The sequence below is a fragment of the Caballeronia sp. LZ008 genome (genome assembly GCF_031451435.1).
Classification (GTDB): domain Bacteria; phylum Pseudomonadota; class Gammaproteobacteria; order Burkholderiales; family Burkholderiaceae; genus Caballeronia; species Caballeronia zhejiangensis.
Map to the genome: position 1 here is coordinate 518,814 of NZ_JARUXK010000001.1, position 15,624 is coordinate 534,437.

At 64.1% G+C, this 15,624-nt stretch carries 13 protein-coding genes; 4 read left to right on the plus strand and 9 right to left on the minus strand.

All coding sequences use genetic code 11. The annotated features are described in order from the left end of the window. Positions 1–138: 138 nt before the first annotated feature. Complete coding sequence (locus QCE49_RS02455; RefSeq protein ID WP_008351242.1) at positions 139–963, minus strand: EAL domain-containing protein; 825 nt, start codon at positions 961–963, stop codon at positions 139–141. 252 nt (positions 964–1,215) lie between these two features. On the opposite strand from QCE49_RS02455, the gene hmgA reads away from it, so the two are divergent. Together hmgA and fahA are read left to right on the plus strand one after the other, a co-directional pair. Continuing rightward, positions 1,216–2,553 carry a homogentisate 1,2-dioxygenase gene (gene hmgA, locus QCE49_RS02460; protein ID WP_250458195.1) on the plus strand — a complete coding sequence of 446 codons (1,338 nt, stop codon included), beginning with the start codon at positions 1,216–1,218 and terminating at the stop codon, positions 2,551–2,553. Further along, positions 2,550–3,836 (plus strand): fumarylacetoacetase, encoded by a 1,287-nt coding sequence (fahA, locus tag QCE49_RS02465; protein ID WP_175982827.1) that lies wholly within the window; start codon positions 2,550–2,552, stop codon positions 3,834–3,836. The genes hmgA and fahA overlap by 4 nt, the downstream gene beginning before the upstream one ends. Before the next feature lie 24 nt (positions 3,837–3,860). On the opposite strand, the gene QCE49_RS02470 is transcribed toward fahA, so the two are convergent. From QCE49_RS02470 to QCE49_RS02480, 3 genes are all read right to left on the minus strand, one after another. Beyond that, complete coding sequence (locus QCE49_RS02470) at positions 3,861–4,202, minus strand: zinc ribbon domain-containing protein YjdM (RefSeq protein WP_008351239.1); 342 nt, start codon at positions 4,200–4,202, stop codon at positions 3,861–3,863. 82 nt (positions 4,203–4,284) lie between these two features. Beyond that, on the minus strand, positions 4,285–5,424 hold the full coding sequence (locus QCE49_RS02475) for an MFS transporter (RefSeq protein WP_175982825.1): 1,140 nt from the start codon (positions 5,422–5,424) through the stop codon (positions 4,285–4,287). 22 nt (positions 5,425–5,446) lie between these two features. Continuing rightward, positions 5,447–6,619, minus strand: coding sequence for an MFS transporter (locus QCE49_RS02480; RefSeq protein ID WP_033537120.1), 1,173 nt, complete (start codon positions 6,617–6,619; stop codon positions 5,447–5,449). Between the two features lie 325 nt (positions 6,620–6,944). Between QCE49_RS02480 and QCE49_RS02485 the strand changes: the two genes are divergently transcribed. Further along, the gene (locus QCE49_RS02485; RefSeq protein WP_250458228.1) at positions 6,945–7,388 is read left to right on the plus strand and encodes a hypothetical protein; all 444 of its coding nucleotides are present in this window, start codon (positions 6,945–6,947) and stop codon (positions 7,386–7,388) included. On the opposite strand, the gene pdeM is transcribed toward QCE49_RS02485, so the two are convergent. From pdeM to QCE49_RS02505, 4 genes are read right to left on the minus strand one after another with little or no spacing between them, the layout of a single operon-like run. After that, positions 7,351–8,034, minus strand: coding sequence for a ligase-associated DNA damage response endonuclease PdeM (gene pdeM / locus QCE49_RS02490; protein WP_250458196.1), 684 nt, complete (start codon positions 8,032–8,034; stop codon positions 7,351–7,353). The genes QCE49_RS02485 and pdeM overlap by 38 nt on opposite strands. Next, a complete protein-coding gene (locus tag QCE49_RS02495) occupies positions 8,035–10,632 on the minus strand; it encodes a ligase-associated DNA damage response DEXH box helicase (protein ID WP_250458197.1) in 2,598 nt (865 codons plus the stop codon). It abuts the gene before it with no gap. Then, positions 10,629–12,284 (minus strand): ATP-dependent DNA ligase, encoded by a 1,656-nt coding sequence (locus tag QCE49_RS02500; RefSeq protein ID WP_309805679.1) that lies wholly within the window; start codon positions 12,282–12,284, stop codon positions 10,629–10,631. Before QCE49_RS02500 ends, QCE49_RS02495 begins: the two co-directional genes overlap by 4 nt. Continuing rightward, on the minus strand, positions 12,281–13,309 hold the full coding sequence (locus QCE49_RS02505; protein ID WP_250458199.1) for a ligase-associated DNA damage response exonuclease: 1,029 nt from the start codon (positions 13,307–13,309) through the stop codon (positions 12,281–12,283). Before QCE49_RS02505 ends, QCE49_RS02500 begins: the two co-directional genes overlap by 4 nt. A gap of 235 nt (positions 13,310–13,544) precedes the next feature. Between QCE49_RS02505 and QCE49_RS02510 the strand changes: the two genes are divergently transcribed. Continuing rightward, positions 13,545–14,051, plus strand: coding sequence for a plasmid fertility inhibition factor family protein (locus QCE49_RS02510; RefSeq protein WP_008351228.1), 507 nt, complete (start codon positions 13,545–13,547; stop codon positions 14,049–14,051). 106 nt (positions 14,052–14,157) lie between these two features. Here QCE49_RS02510 and QCE49_RS02515 read toward each other — a convergent pair whose 3' ends face one another. After that, entirely contained in the window at positions 14,158–15,162 is a 1,005-nt protein-coding gene (locus QCE49_RS02515; protein WP_250458200.1) for a LysR family transcriptional regulator, read from the minus strand. Positions 15,163–15,624 lie beyond the last annotated feature (462 nt).

A 15,624-nucleotide genomic window follows, 5' to 3' on the forward strand; every position in this document is an offset into this window, starting at 1 on the left:
GGCGTATCGGAAGCTGCTTTCTTTGCTTACTTTCTTTGCAGCAGCAAAGAAAGTGAGTGCCGCCCCGCACAGGGGCAGTGCTAATAGACCGACACGAAAACGGGATCCAACGACAACCAAGACCCCGAAAAAAACACGTCACCGCGCATGCAAACTCGGATGCGCATCAAACACCGGTCCTTGCACGAAATGCACATCGAACTGCTGAAGCGCATTGAATTGCGCCTCATCGCAGACATTCGAAAAGATGAGCGGAATCCTCAACCGATGTGCATACGCCACGAGATGCTTCACCACCGAATCCCGTAAAGCCTGCGCCGCATCCATCTTGATGAAATCGAGCCGCGCCATATCCGACACTGCCATGATCTGCCCGGCATTCGGCAGATTCCCCGCGACCTTGAATCCGTAATGCTGATAGCTCTTCGTGAGATACCCAAGAAACGTCTTGTGCGCGACCGCCGCCGCAGGCAATTCGATCACCACCCGCGACGGGTTCATCCCGAACTCCATCAGGACGGAAGAGAAGTGCAGTCCGTGGTCATACTTCACGCTCTTCAATAGCCGCTCATGCACGCGCAGAAACAAAAGCCCCGGCCGATGCGGCCCGAAGAAATTGAACGCATGCAGCGCGCGCGACAGCCGGTCCAGCACGACCAGCTCGCGATCGTCTTCCAGTTGTCCGAACGGATCGCGCGGCGCATCGCCCTGAATGAGCGTCAACGCCTGCACGCCGAGTTCGTCGCCGAAACGCTCCGCGCTCTCCGGCGATGCGCTCAAAGTCTGCGGAAAGCTGTGCGTGCCGACATCGAAGATCGGCTCGTAGGCGCTCGAAATGCACAGATCGCGGTAATGCGCGATCGCCTGACCGGCGTGCTCGTTCTCGCCAAGCACGACATGCGCGCCGAGAAACGGATGTTCCGCGGCGCGGGCGACGAGTTCAGGCAAGGACGGGGCGATCATGGATGGAGCGTCGAGTTCGTGAGGCGTGCCGTACCGGGCAATTTTCATTCGAATGGTCGATGGTATCAGCGCGCAACGCCGCGTCCAGCACCAAATTCACATATTGATATGCGCGGCGAGGCCCGTCGATTAAGGGTATACGATGAATTTCACTAATCGTAATTGGTTTTACCATCCGTAAATTGCAGCGACGACATGCCGCGCACGGCGCCGTCGCCTGAACCGTCGCACTTTTCGTCGAGGATTCCGACCATGCCAACGTTCGAGACGCACACGGACGCGAACCAGCACTATCAATCGGGTTTCGCCAACGACTTCGCCACGGAGGCGCTGCCGGGCGCGTTGCCGATCGGCCGCAACGCGCCGCAACGCGCCGCTTACGGCCTGTACGCCGAGCAGCTTTCGGGCACCGCGTTCACCGCGCCGCGCGCGCACAATCGCCGTTCGTGGCTCTATCGGATACGTCCGGCGGCCGTGCACAAGCCGTTCACGCGCATTCCCGCCGACATGCTGCGCGCCAAACTCGTGGCCAATTTCGCCGATGTTCCGCCGACGCCGCCGAACCAGTTGCGCTGGGATCCGCTGCCGATGCCCGCCGCGCCGACCGATTTCATCGACGGCTGGGTGACGATGGCCGGCAACGGCGCCGCGGAATCGATGTCCGGTTGCGCGATCCATCTCTACGCCGCGAACCGCTCGATGCAGGACCGCTTCTTCTACAACGCCGACGGCGAATTGCTGATCGTGCCGCAGCAGGGACGTCTCGCGATCTTCACGGAACTCGGCAAGCTCGATATCGAGCCGCACGAAATCGCGGTGATTCCGCGCGGCGTGCGCTTTTCGGTGACGCTGCCCGATGGCGAAGCGCGCGGCTACATCTGCGAAAACTTCGGCGCGCTGCTGCAATTGCCCGATCTCGGTCCGATCGGCTCGAACGGGCTGGCGAATCCGCGCGACTTCCTCACGCCGAACGCCGCGTATGAAGACCGCGAAGGCAGGTTCGAACTCGTCACGAAGATGAACGGCGTGCTTTGGCGCGCGGACATCGGTCATTCGCCGCTCGATGTCGTCGCGTGGCACGGCAATTACGCGCCGTACAAGTACGATCTGCGCCACTTCAACACCATCGGCTCGATCAGCTACGACCATCCGGATCCGTCGATCTTTCTCGTGCTTCAATCGCCGAGCGACACGCCGGGCGTCGATTCCATCGACTTCGTGATCTTCCCGCCGCGCTGGCTCGCCGCGGAAGATACGTTCCGGCCGCCGTGGTTTCATCGCAATGTCGCGAGCGAGTTCATGGGACTCGTGCACGGCGTCTACGACGCGAAGGCCGAAGGCTTCGTGCCCGGCGGCGCGAGCCTGCACAACTGCATGTCGGGGCACGGGCCGGATGCGGAAACGTTCGAGAAGGCATCGAAGAGCGATACGTCGAAGCCCGCGAAAGTCGACGCCACGATGGCCTTCATGTTCGAGACGCGCACGCTCATCAAGCCGACTCAGTTCGCGCTCGAAACCGCGCAGTTGCAGGCGAATTATTACGAGTGCTGGCAAGGTCTCACGAAACACTTCAACCCGGAGCAACGATGATCGACGCGCTGAAGGCCACACTCGCGCCCACTTTGAAGAGCTGGATCGAATCCGCGAACGATCCCGCGAGCGACTTCCCGATTCAGAACCTGCCGTTCGGCATATTCAGCGACGCGGTGAACGCGCAGCCGCGCGCGGGCGTCGCGATAGGCGACTGGATCGCCGATCTCGCCGTGCTCGAAGACGCGCGTCTGATCGATGCGCGCGGCACGTTCCACGCATCGCGCCTGAACGACTTCATCGCGCTCGGACGCGAGACGTGGCGAGGCGTGCGTATCGCGCTGTCCGCGTTGCTCGCGCACGGCAATGCGACGTTGCGCGACGACGAAGCCTTGCGCCGCCGCGCGCTCGTGCCGCGCTCCGATGCGACGATGCATCTGCCGGTCGAGATTCCTGGCTACACGGATTTTTATTCGTCGAAGGAGCACGCGACGAACGTCGGCTCGATGTTCCGCGATCCGAAGAACGCGCTTCTGCCGAACTGGTCGGAATTGCCGGTCGGCTATAACGGGCGCGCGTCGTCGGTGGTCGTGAGCGGCACGCCCGTGCGCCGCCCGAACGGTCAGATCAAGCTGCCGAACGAAGAGCGCCCGATCTTCAGCGCGTGCCGCAAGCTCGATATCGAACTGGAGACGGGCTTCATCATCGGGCGCGGCAATGCGCTTGGCGAGCCGATCGCGTGTGAGGATGCGGAGGCGCATATCTTCGGCATGGTGCTGCTCAACGACTGGAGCGCGCGCGATATCCAGCAATGGGAGTACGTGCCGCTCGGCCCGTTCAACTCGAAGGGCTTCGCGACGACGATCTCGCCGTGGATCGTCACGCTCGATGCGCTCGAACCGTTTCGCACCGCGACGCCCGCGCAGGATCCGCAGCCGCTCGCGTATCTGCGTCACGAAGGCGATCACGCGTTCGATATCGAACTGGAAGTCACGCTGCGTCCGGAAGGCGCGCACACGCCGACGACCATTTCACGCACCAACTTCAAGCTGATGTACTGGTCGATGGCGCAGCAGCTCGCGCATCACACGGTTGGCGGATGCAATACGCGCGTCGGCGATCTGATGGGATCGGGCACGATAAGCGGGCCGACGCCGGATTCGTGCGGCAGCCTGCTCGAAAGCACCTGGAACGGCCAGCGGCCCGTGAAGCTGGAAGAGGGCGGCGAGCGCGCGTTTCTACAGGACGGCGATGAAATCACCCTGCGCGGATGGTGCCAGGGCGAGGGATATCGCGTGGGCTTCGGCGAATGCGCGGGGCGGATTTTGCCGGCGCGCGGGTGAAACACCGCGGCCGGTCGTTGCGGGTCAGGCTTTCCTGACGAACTCGGTCTTGAGGCTCATCGCGCCGAAGCCCTCGATTTTGCAGTCGATGTCGTGATCGGCGTCGACGAGCCGGATGTTCTTGACCTTGGTGCCCATCTTGACGACGCCACCGCCGCCCTTGAGCTTCAGATCCTTGATGACGGTGACGGTGTCGCCATCGTGAAGAACGTTGCCCGCGGAATCGCGATAGACCTTCGCGGCGGGCTCCGATGCGGTATCTGTCTGCGCGGACCATTCGTGCGCGCATTCGGGACAGATGTACATGCCCGCATCTTCATAGGTGAATGCCGACTGGCATTGCGGACAGGGAGGTAAAGCGCTCATACGTTTCCTTGATGCCTCGTAGCGGAATTGAAGGCCGGAAAAGTATACCGCCGACCTCGCGCCGAACGACACGCTCGAACTCCTAACCGCGCCGCTCCCACCACGCCGCAGCGAGAAACGCGCACGCGGCCGCCGTCAGCACGCCGATGAGCGCATCGGCGCCGACGCGCTGCATCAGCGTGCCCGCGACGATCGGTCCGCCGAAACTCGCGACGCTCCACGAAGCCCCGACAATCGCCGTCGCCGAGACCAGCGACGGTCCGCGAAAGCGTTCGCCGCACGCGACGAGCGACAGTGTGTACACGCTGCCCGCCGCCGCGCCGGTCACGAAGAGCAGCGGCCAGCAGATCCACGGATACGCGATCGCCCAAGGCAAAAGCGGCAGCAGCAGCGCGACGACCACGCCCGCGCCCGCATGCACCTTCGCGCGCCCGATGCGGTCGGCGAGCCAGCCGATCGGGAACTGCATCGTCGTATCGCCGAGCAGGATCGCCGATGCGAACAGCACGCCGATATCCTCGCCGACGCCGTGCGACATCGCGAAAAGCGGCATCAGCGAGAGCGCGAGCGTGTCGAAGAGCGCGAAAAAGCCCGTGCCGATCACGAGCGCGGGCATGCGCGGCAACACGCTGCGCCAGTCGCCGTGCTCGCCTTCTTCCGATGCCAGCGCGTGCGGCGCGCCGCGTATCGATGCGAGCGCGGGCAACGCCAGCAGAAAGATCGCCCCGCAGATGGCAAAGCGCATCGACGGCAAGCCGCCGATCACGCTGACGAGCACCGGGCCCGTCATCTGGAAGAGCGTGAAGTTGGTCGCGTAGATCGCGACGACGCGGCCGCGCGTGGAGTCGTCGGCGAGTTGCGTGACCCATGCTTCGCCGATCGTGAAAAGCAGCATCAGCGCCGCGCCGCACAGAAAACGCAGCACGGCCCACAGCCACAGGTTCACGGTGAACTGCATCGCGATAGTCGAGAACGCCGCGACGATCACCGTGCCGACGATCGTCTCGCGCGCCCCGAAATGCCCCGCGAAGCGGCTCGCCACCGGCGCGACCATGAGCCCGCCGAGCGCCTGCGTCGCCGTCATCCAGCCGACGATGTCCGTGCCATAACCCGATTGCGTCAGCGCGAGCGACGTCAGCGGCAGCGTCGCGCCGAGCCCCAGGCCGACAACCGCGACGCTCAGAATCAGCGCGAGAAAATCGCGCGAGAGAATGCCTTTCATGCAACGTACCGCCCGAAGCAACTCAGGCGGGTTGTCCGATCGAAAGACGGCGCGCGCGCTTGTCGAGCGTCGCCGAGAGCAGCGTCAGGCCGAACGCGCTCACCGCCATCAGTACGCCGACCCACGGCAGCGACGTGAGCGGTGCGCCCGCGCCGATCACGCAGCCGCCGAGCCACGCGCCCGTCGCGTTGCCGAGATTGAACGCGCCCTGGTTCAACGTCGATGCGAGATTCGGCGCATCGCTCGCGCGGTTCACGATCAGCATTTGCAGCGGCGGCACGATCGCGAAGGCGAGCACGCCCCAGAAGAAGATCGTGATCATCGCGGCGACCGGCTGATGCATCGTGCCGGCGAAGATCGTCAGAACGGCGACGATCGCGAGCAGGAAGGACAGCAGCGAACGCAGCAGCTTCCAGTCCGCGAGCTTGCCGCCGAGCGTGCTGCCGACCGTCAGGCCGAGACCGAACAGCAGCAGCACATACGTGACCGCGTGCGGCGAAAGGCCCGTCACGTCTTCGAGAATCGGCGTGATATACGTGAACACCGAGAAAAGACTGGCCGACGCGAGCACGCTGATGCCGAGCACCATCAGCACTTGCGGGTTCTTGAGCACGTCGAATTCGCGCAGGATGCTGGTTTCCGGCATCTCGATGTGCTTCGGCAGGCACACATGCAGCGCGCCCGCCGCCGCGACGCCGATCAGCGTGACGACCCAGAACGTCGAGCGCCAGCCGGCCGCTTGGCCGAGCGCGGTGCCGAGCGGCACGCCGAGCACGTTGGCGAGCGTGAGGCCGGTGAACATCAGCGCGATGGCCTGCGCGCGGCGGTTCGGCGCGACGAGATCGGCCGCGACCACCGAGCCGATGCCGAAGAACGCGCCGTGACAGAACGCGGTGACGATGCGCGCGCCCATCAGCACCCAGTAGTTCGGCGCGAGCGCGCACAGCAGATTGCCGACGATGAACACGCCGATCAGGCTCATCAGCGCCTTCTTGCGCGGCATCTTCGCGGTGACGACGGCGAGAATCGGCGCGCCGACCGTCACGCCGAGCGCATAGCCGGACACGAGCATGCCCGCCGCCGGAATCGTCACCGCGAGATCGCGCGCGACGTTGGGCAACAGGCCCATGATGACGAATTCCGTCGTGCCGATGCCGAACGCGGCAATGGCGAGAGCGAAAAGAGGCAGAGGCATGGCGGAAGAGAAGGAGATGTCACGTCTGGGCGCATCGTCGGATTGAGCGATGCAGGCGCCGAGGCGGAGTTGAAGGCTCGAATTGTACCGAAACGTCATTTTCGACGCTGGTATAAACCCTTATTCCGATCGGCCGATCCATGCTCCGGCCCGAACGGATATTCTTTCTGACGCGGCAGCGGCGCACGACTCTTGCAAACGCTGCGCCGCCATGCGTCAGATGTTTCCGGTAACACGCTCGCGGCCTCGCATTCCTTGCGCGTCGGGGGCGCCGCGCAGTGTTGGTCGCAGTGTTGGTAAAACGCAGCAACTTTTTGAACGAAAGATGTCACTGACAAAATTCTGTATTCACGCGGCAGCCGCCGGCACGCTGTTCATCGCTACGCTTGCGTTCGCCCGGAGCGACGCCGCCGGGCCCATCGCAACGCAGGCGGGAACGCTGCACTTTCTCCGCGATGAATCCGGCATGGCCGCGGTCATCGACAAAGAGGTATTCGATCGCTTCGACGCGAAGCGCGTCGTCCATTTCGATGAAACTTCCGGCACGAGCGACACCGTCACGCGCATGCTCGTGCAGACCGGTTCGGGCCCGATCCTCTACGATTTCCGCCGCCATCCGCCGCTCGTGCAGCGCGCCGGCCAGCGCATGACGGTCAAGCGCGTGTTCTGGCAAGGCGAGGAGGTGGTGATGCAGTCGAATCTCGGCTGGTACCGCTTGCAGCGCGGCAAGCTCACGAAGCTGCAATCGTCGACGAACGTCTATCACTGAGCGGGAACACGCGCTCGCCCGCGATCACGTAGAGCGCTTCGCCGCGCACGCCGCCGTTGACTTCGAAGCCGCCCGTGAACGCGCCGAACGCCGGCAGCACGCCCGCGCGAGGGCCGAAGCGGAAGCACGGCAGACGCGCGCTGTCGACGCGCGTCGCGAGCCGGTACACCGGATGCTCGTGTCCCGCGAGCGCGTAAGCGCCATCGACCGTCTGCGGATGATGGCAAAGCGCCCACGGTCCGAGCGCGTGCGGTTCCTTCACGACATCGACGCCGTACAGCGCGGGCAGCGCGCCCGCGTGCCTGTCGTGATTGCCTTCGACGAGCACGAGCGCGAGTTCGCGATGCTTCGCGCGCCACGCGGCGAGGGCGTCGAGCGTCTCGTCGGCGTGGGATTCGCGCGCGTGCAGCAAGTCGCCGAGAAAGACGATCGATTCCGGCCGATGCGCCGCGACGAGCGCATCGAGCCGCGCGAGGCTCTCGCCGGTCGTGCCGACGGGCACCGGAATGCCGCGCGCGCGGAACACGGCGTCCTTGCCGAAGTGCGCATCGGCGATGAAAAGGCTTCGGGCGTGCGGATCGAACGCCGCGCGATCGGCGGATAGGACGAGCGCGTGGCCATTCACATCGATGGTCAAAGCTTCCATTTATGTCTTCGCCGCCTTCTCCAGATCCGCGAGCATGCGCTCGACGCGATCCGAGAGCTTCTCCGTGCTCACCTTTTCCCGCAAGCGCGCGACGATCAGCGGAAACGCGAACGGCGTGGGCTTCTTCGGCGCATGCAGCGCGAGGCGGCTCGCGCTCATGCGTTCGAGCGCCGCGCGGATGCGGCCGAGTTCGAGTTCCTGCAGCATCACTTCCTGATCGGCCTGCGCAAGCAGCAGATTGCTGCTGTCGTGCTTGCGAAAGACTTCGTAGAACAATCCGCTCGACGCCTGCAATTGCCTCGCGCTTTTCTGCTGTCCCGGATGCCCCTGATAAATCAGCCCCGACACGCGCGCGATTTCGCGAAAACGCCGCGCCGACAATTCGGATGCGTTGAGGCTCGCGAGAATGTCGTGCTCCAGATTCTCCGGGGAAAAAAGCCCTTCCGCGATGAGCGTCTCCCAGTCGAACGGTTTTGCCGACAGCAGTTCGAAGCCGTAATCGTTCATCGAAATCGAAAACGTGCTCGGCTGATCGCGTGCGACGCGCCATCCGATCAGCGATCCCAGGCCGATATGCGCCATGCGCCCAGCAAACGGATAGCAAAAGAAGTGATGACCTTCGCGCGAGCGCACGCGTTCGACGACGAGCACGCCCGGCCCCGGCAGCGCGGACCACTTCGCCTGCAAATCGAGCAGCGGTTTGACGGCGCGCATTTCCGGCTCGTCGTAGATGCCGTCGTTGGCGCGCGCGAGCATCACGAGCGCGGCATCGGCCAGTTCGGACGACAGCGGCATCTTGCTGCCCGCCCATTGCGGCATCGCCCCGCGCGATGAAGTCGCGCGTTTCACATACGCGGTCATGTCGCGCACGCGCACGAGTTCGAGCGCGCGTCCGCCGAAGGTGAAGACATCGCCGGGCTTCAAGCGCGAGATGAACGACTCCTCCATCGCGCCGATGCGCCCGCCCGTCATATAGGCGACGTTGATGGTTGCGTTTGCAACTATCGTCCCGACGTTGTTGCGATGCCTGCGCACGAGGTCTTCGCGCGGCACGCGATACACGCCGTCATCGTCCTTCACTACGCGATGAAAGTCCGGATACGCCGCGAGCGATGCGCCGCCGCGCTCGACGAAAGCGAGCGCCCAGTCGAATTCCCGCTGCGTCAGATCGCGATACGCATACGCGCTCTTCACTTCGTCGAGCATGTCGGCGGGCGTGAAGCCGCCGCCGATCGCCACCGTCACGAGATGCTGGACGAGCACGTCGAGCGGCTTCAACGGCATGTCGCGTCCTTCGATGCGCCGCTCTTCGATCGCCCAGCGCGCCGCGGCCGCTTCGACGAGTTCGAGCGCATGCGTCGGCACGATCGTCACGCGCGATACGCGCCCCGGCGCGTGCCCCGAGCGTCCCGCGCGCTGCATCAGACGCGCGACGCCTTTGGGCGAGCCGATCTGAAACACGCGATCGACCGGCAGAAAATCGACGCCCAGATCGAGACTCGACGTGCACACGACCGCCTTCAGTTGCCCGTTCTTCAAGCCGAGTTCGACCCAGTCGCGCACTTCCTTGTCGAGCGATCCGTGATGCAGCGCGAGCAAGCCGGCCCAGTCGGGCCGCAATTCGAGCAGCGCGCGATACCAGATTTCCGATTGCGAACGCGTGTTGGTGAAGACGAGCGAGCTTTGCGCGCGCTCGATTTCGTCGGCGACGGGACCGACTTGCCGCACGCCGAGATGGCCGCCCCACGGGAAGCGCTCGATGGTTTCGGGAATCAGCGTATCGACGACGAGCGTTTTCGGCTGCGCGCCACGCACCACGACGCGCGGCGTCTTCACCGGATGCAGCAACGCATCGTGCGCGAGCGCGAGATTGCCGAGCGTCGCGGACAAGCCCCAGATCTGCAGATCGGGACGCCAGCGCGCGAGCCGCGCGATCGCCAGTTGCGTCTGCGTGCCGCGCTTGTTGCCGAGCAGTTCGTGCCATTCATCGACGACGATCATGCGCAGATGCTTAAGTTCTTCTTGCGCGTTGGCGCGCGTGAGCATCAGCGTGAGGCTTTCGGGCGTCGTGACGAGCGCGGACGGCATCCGGCGACTCTGACGCGCGCGTTCCGTCGATGACGTGTCGCCGGTGCGCAGCCCGACCGTCCACGGCACGTTCAGCGCAGTGACGGCGCTTTGCAGCGCGCGGGCGCTGTCGGCGGCGAGCGCGCGCATTGGCGTGATCCAGAGGACGGTGAGCGGCGCGGGATTTTTATCGGCTTTCGATGACCGCGCGAAAGCCGCGAGCGCCCCGAGCCACACGGCCCACGTTTTGCCCGCGCCCGTCGTCGCGTGCAGCAGGCCGCTCGCGCCACGCTCGATCTCACGCCACGCTTCGCGCTGAAATTCGAACGGCTGCCAGCCGCGCTCGTCGAACCAGCGCGCGATGCGTTCGTCGATTGGCTTTGCAGCTTCGTTCGCGTCGTACGCGAAAGGCGCGGGCGTGAAGGATTCGGCGGCGGCATCGAGTTTTGCCTGCGCCGCACGCGTGCGCGGCACGCGTCGAGGTCGCGGCGCGCGGTGCCTGCGCTCGCCGGCCGATTCGGACTCGCTCATGCCGTGGCCTCGTTCAGAAAGCCCTTGAGGATGTCGAGCGTATCGGCGTCTTCGATTTTTTTATCGGTGCGCCAGCGCAGCATGCGCGGAAAGCGCACGGCGATGCCCGATTTGTGACGCGGGCTCGCCTGTATGCCTTCGAAGCCGATCTCGAAGACGAGCGTCGGCGTGACGCTTCTCACCGGCCCGAATTTCTCGATGGTCGTCTTGCGCACGATCGCATCGACCTGGCGCATTTCTTCGTCGGTCAGTCCTGAATACGCTTTTGCGAAGGGCACGAGCGTGCGCATGCCGTCGGCTTCGTCCCAGACGGCGAAGGTGAAATCCGTGTACAGGCTCGCGCGCCGGCCGTGACCGCGCTGCGCATAGAGCAGCACGGCGTCGATCGAATACGGATCGATCTTCCACTTCCACCACGTTCCCGACGCCTTCGTGCGCCCGACGCCGTACATCGACGCGCGTTCCTTCAGCATGAATCCTTCGACGCCGCGCGCACGGCTTTCGTCGCGCAATTTCGCCAGTGCAGTCCAGTCGGATGCCGTCACGACCGGCGACACGCGCAAGACATTCACCGCAAGCGACGACGCGAGCGCGTCGAGTTGCGCGCGCCGCGTGTGCAGCGGCTCCATGCGCAGATCGCGGCCATCGATTTCGAGCAGATCGTAGGCAAGCAGCGCGGCGGGGGAATCGGCCAGCACTTTCTTCGTGAGCGACTTGCGCGTGATGCGCGGCTGCAGTCGCGCGAAGGGCAAGGGCGCGTCCGCGCCCGGTTCCCACGCGAGGATTTCGCCGTCGATCACGGTGCCGTCGGGCAACGCTTCGCCGAGCGACGCGAGCTCCGGAAAGCGCTCCGTGACGAGATCCTCGCCGCGCGACCAGATCCATACGCGGCCCGCGCGCTTCACGAGCTGCGCGCGTATGCCGTCCCATTTCCATTCGACGATCCAGTCGTCGGGCGAGCCGAGCGTCGCCGGATCGGCCTGCAGCGGATGCGCGAGAAAGAACGGATACGGCAGGCCGATATCGCTTTCGTGCGGCGTGTCGACGTCATCGCCTTCTGCTGCCGGTGCGATCAGCCGAAGATAGCGCGCGGCGCTCGGCTTCTCCCGCGAATCGGTCCAGCCGACCATCCGTTGCGCGATGCGCTTATGATCGACGCCCGCGACCTGCGCGAGCGCGCGCACGACGAGCTGCCGCGCGACGCCGACGCGAAAGCCGCCGCCGATCAGCTTCGTCAGCAGGAAACGCTCGCTCCAGTTGAGTTCGTCCCAGTAACTCAGAAGCCGCTCGCGCAATTCGGACGGATCCGCGCCGCGCAGCGTGAGGATGCGTTCCTCGATCCATTGCGCGAGTCCGAGCGACGATTCTCCCGACGCCGGCGGCAAAACGTGCGCGATGGTTTCAGCGAGATCGCCGACCGCCTGATACGACTCTTCGAAGAGCCACTCCGGCAAGCCCGCGCGTTCGCGGGCGAACTCGGTGAGCAGGCGCGTCGGCACCGACTGGCGCGGCTTGCCGCCTGCGAGAAAGTACGACGCCCACGCGGCGTCTTCGGCTTGCGCGCCCGAGAAATACGCGATCAGCGCTTCGAGCTTTTCGTTCGTCGATGTCGTCGCGTCGAGCGCGGCGTAGAGCGTCGCGAAGCGCTTCATGATGTTTGCGCCATATCGGCTTCGATGGCGTCGTCGCCGTATTCGGTCGTGAACGCGCCCGCATCGAGGCCTTGCCCGTTGAGCCAGCGCACCATCGGCTCGATCTGTCCGTGCGTGACGATCACGCGCTCGGCGCCGCTCGCACCGATGGCGAGCTGCAGGCCGGGCCAGTCCGCGTGATCCGAGAGCACGAAGCCGCGATCGACGCCCTTGCGGCGCCGCGTGCCGCGCAGACGCATCCAGCCGGACGCGAAGGCATCGCTGTATTCGCCGAAGCGGCGCATCCAGGTGCTGCCTTGCGCGGACGGCGGCGCGACGATCAGCGCGCCCTTGAACGCGGCCTTGTCTTTCGCGGCGATCTCGCTGACGAGGCGCGTCGGCGGCAACGCGACGCCCGATTCGCGATACGCGCGATTGAGCGGCTCGACCGCGCCGTGACAGAAGATCGGACCGATGGCGGCATCGACGCCCGCGAGCACGCGCTGCGCCTTGCCGAACGAATAGCAGAACAGCACCGACGCGCGGCCTTGCGCCGCGTTATGCCGCCACCATGAGTCGATGCCGTCGAAGACATCGCGCGAGCTGTCCCATCGATAGATCGGCAGCCCGAACGTTGATTCGGTGATGAACGTATCGCAGCGCACCGGCTCGAACGGCGCGCAGGTCGGATCGGGCTCGACCTTGTAATCGCCGGACGCGACCCACACGCGGCCCTTGTGTTCAACGCGCACCTGCGCCGATCCGAGCACGTGCCCGGCAGGATGCAGCGACACGCGCACACCGTTCACGACGATTGCTTCTCCGTAAGCGAGCGCTTGAACATCGATGCCCGGCAGCCGCGACAGCAACACGCCGACGCCCGGCTCGGCCGCCAGGTAATGCGTGTGCCCGAAGCGCGCGTGATCGGCATGCGCGTGCGTGATGACGGCACGTTCGACAGGCCGCCACGGGTCGATATGGAAGTTGCCCGGCACACAGAAAAGACCCTCGGGCCGCGCGACGATGAGATCGGAAGAAGTGTCCACGAGTCGTTGATCGGTGCCGTGAATGAAAGTCACATGACAAGCGATCTCGCAGGCTATGTCCATGTGTTCGATTCTGGCAACAAAAGCACATGCCGTGCCCGTCATGGCGCTTTCACGAATTGCGTCTAGGGTGTAAAAGTTTGTTTAGCCCGAGCGCCTGTTCAGCGGCGGTCGTTCAGGCTGCTTGTCAGCGAAACACGCGCGCACGGGGCGCGCGCGCCGCAGTCTTCCTCCTATGCCGAACATGGACACGATGGTTGCGCCGACCGCCGCAGAAGCGGTCTGGATCGTCAGATTGCAGAGCCATCCGCAGTACGACTTCGTGCGGCTGAAGCGGGTGTTCACCGACCATGGCTCGCGTCATCAGGTCGTGCTCGTCGACGTGAGGAAGCTCCTCGCGTGCGCCGATCGCGACGACACCGACTACGTGCTCAAGGCCGTCGACGACTGGCACGCGGGCAAGGTGCGCGGCATCCGCGAGTTTCTCGATCCGGACAATCCGCGCGTGCCCGAAATGCCCTACGTGACGATCAGCGTGCGCCGCTCGCCCGGGCTGCTCGGGTTGCTGGGCGTGCATCGGGAAGGTGTCGTGGCGTTTCGCAACGGCCAGCATCGCGCGCGCTACATGGCCTATGCCGGCGCCTTGTTGATGCCGGTTGAAGTGCACGAGCGCGAGGCGTCCTTGCTGCGCGAGATGTGCGCGGCGCCGGATGCGTCGAATGCGGAGTACGGGGAGGGTTGAGCGCCGCCCGATTCGGCGCTGGACGAAGCTTAGTTGTGCGGTGCGATCGGGAGATTGGGTCAGACGGCGGTAAAACGCCGTGCTGGCCCTTGTGCTTGCTATGGCTTCAGTTGGCGGTCGCGGTCGCGTTGCGCAACGCCTGCATCGGCATCATCGCCGGCATGGTCGGGCGGATGATTTCGTCGGGACGCGTGCCGCCTTGCGCGGTGAATTCCCGGCCGAGATAGTCCAGCGCATAGTCGATGAAAAAGCGCGTCTTCGCGGGCAGATATTGCCGCCCCGGATATACGATCGACACTTTCATGTCGGGGTCGTCGATCGAATAGCCGTCGAGCAGGCCGACGAGCGTGCCGCTTTCGATGTCCGCCCGCACGATGCCTTCGGGAAGAATCGAGAAGCCCATGCTTTTCAGCGTGGCGAGACGCACCATCAGCGCGTTGTTGACCGTGTAGACCGGCGCGAGCGTGACCTGATCGGCGGCGCCGTGACGATGCCGGAAATGCCAGGTCTGGCTGCGCATTTCGTTCGGCAGCCCGACGGACGGCAACGTTTGCAGATCGGTCGGCGTGGCGGGCGTGCCGTGCTCGGCGACGAACGCGGGCGTCGCGACCGTCACGAGCGCGCTGGTGCCGACCGGCCGCTCGATGAGCGCGGTGCTCGACACCATGAACGCCGTGACGATGCCGACGTCATAGCCGTCCTCGACGAGATCGACATGGCGCTCGGCGAGCGTGAGCCGCACGTTGACCTTCGGGTACACCTTGCGGAAGCCGTCGATGAGCGGCGTCAGCGTGAGCAGCGAAAGCGCGCTGGATGCAACGACGCGCAAAGTGCCGCTCGGCTCGCCTTCGGTGTGCGTGACTGTGGATTCCAGATGATCCAGTTCCTCCAGCAACGCGCGGCAGCCCTCGAGATGGCGTGTGCCCGCTTCCGTGAGAGACAGATTGCGGGTAGTGCGGTTGATGAGACGTGTTCGCAAATGCGCTTCGAGCATCGCGATTGCCCGAGTCACGAGCGCATTCGAGACATCGAGTTGTTGAGCAGCGCGGCGAAAACTCTCCGTGTCTGCCACGCGCACGAACACACGCATTGCATGGATCTGATTCATCATTTAGCCCTCTCAGGTTTTACCACACGGGCCGGACATGTTGTTCTAGGACAACTTTGTGTCCGGTTCTTGAATCTCGCGTTAAGTCGATAATATTTAGGGCTAACCAAATTTGCAATATCAAATTTCCATTGAGCGATAAATTTACCGCATCGTTATTGCCGCTGTTAATAGCGAAGACGCATGTTTCGAAAACTAATTTAGCGCTGTTCGAAATGCGATATGTACGAAATGCATGTATTTCGTAAATCTTTCGCGGATTAGGACTGTATGGTTAATTTGCTTAAAAAACGGCATTTTTTGCGCGCTTTCCGCGTGCGAACGCATCGAAGTAACACTCAAGGCCGAAAGAGATTTTATATATCGCCCGGTAAATGCCGATAAAAACTTTTGGTGCAAACCCGTTTCTCTTTTCGGATATTGATGGATATATCGATGCCGCGATTACGTTCGAAATTCGAAAAC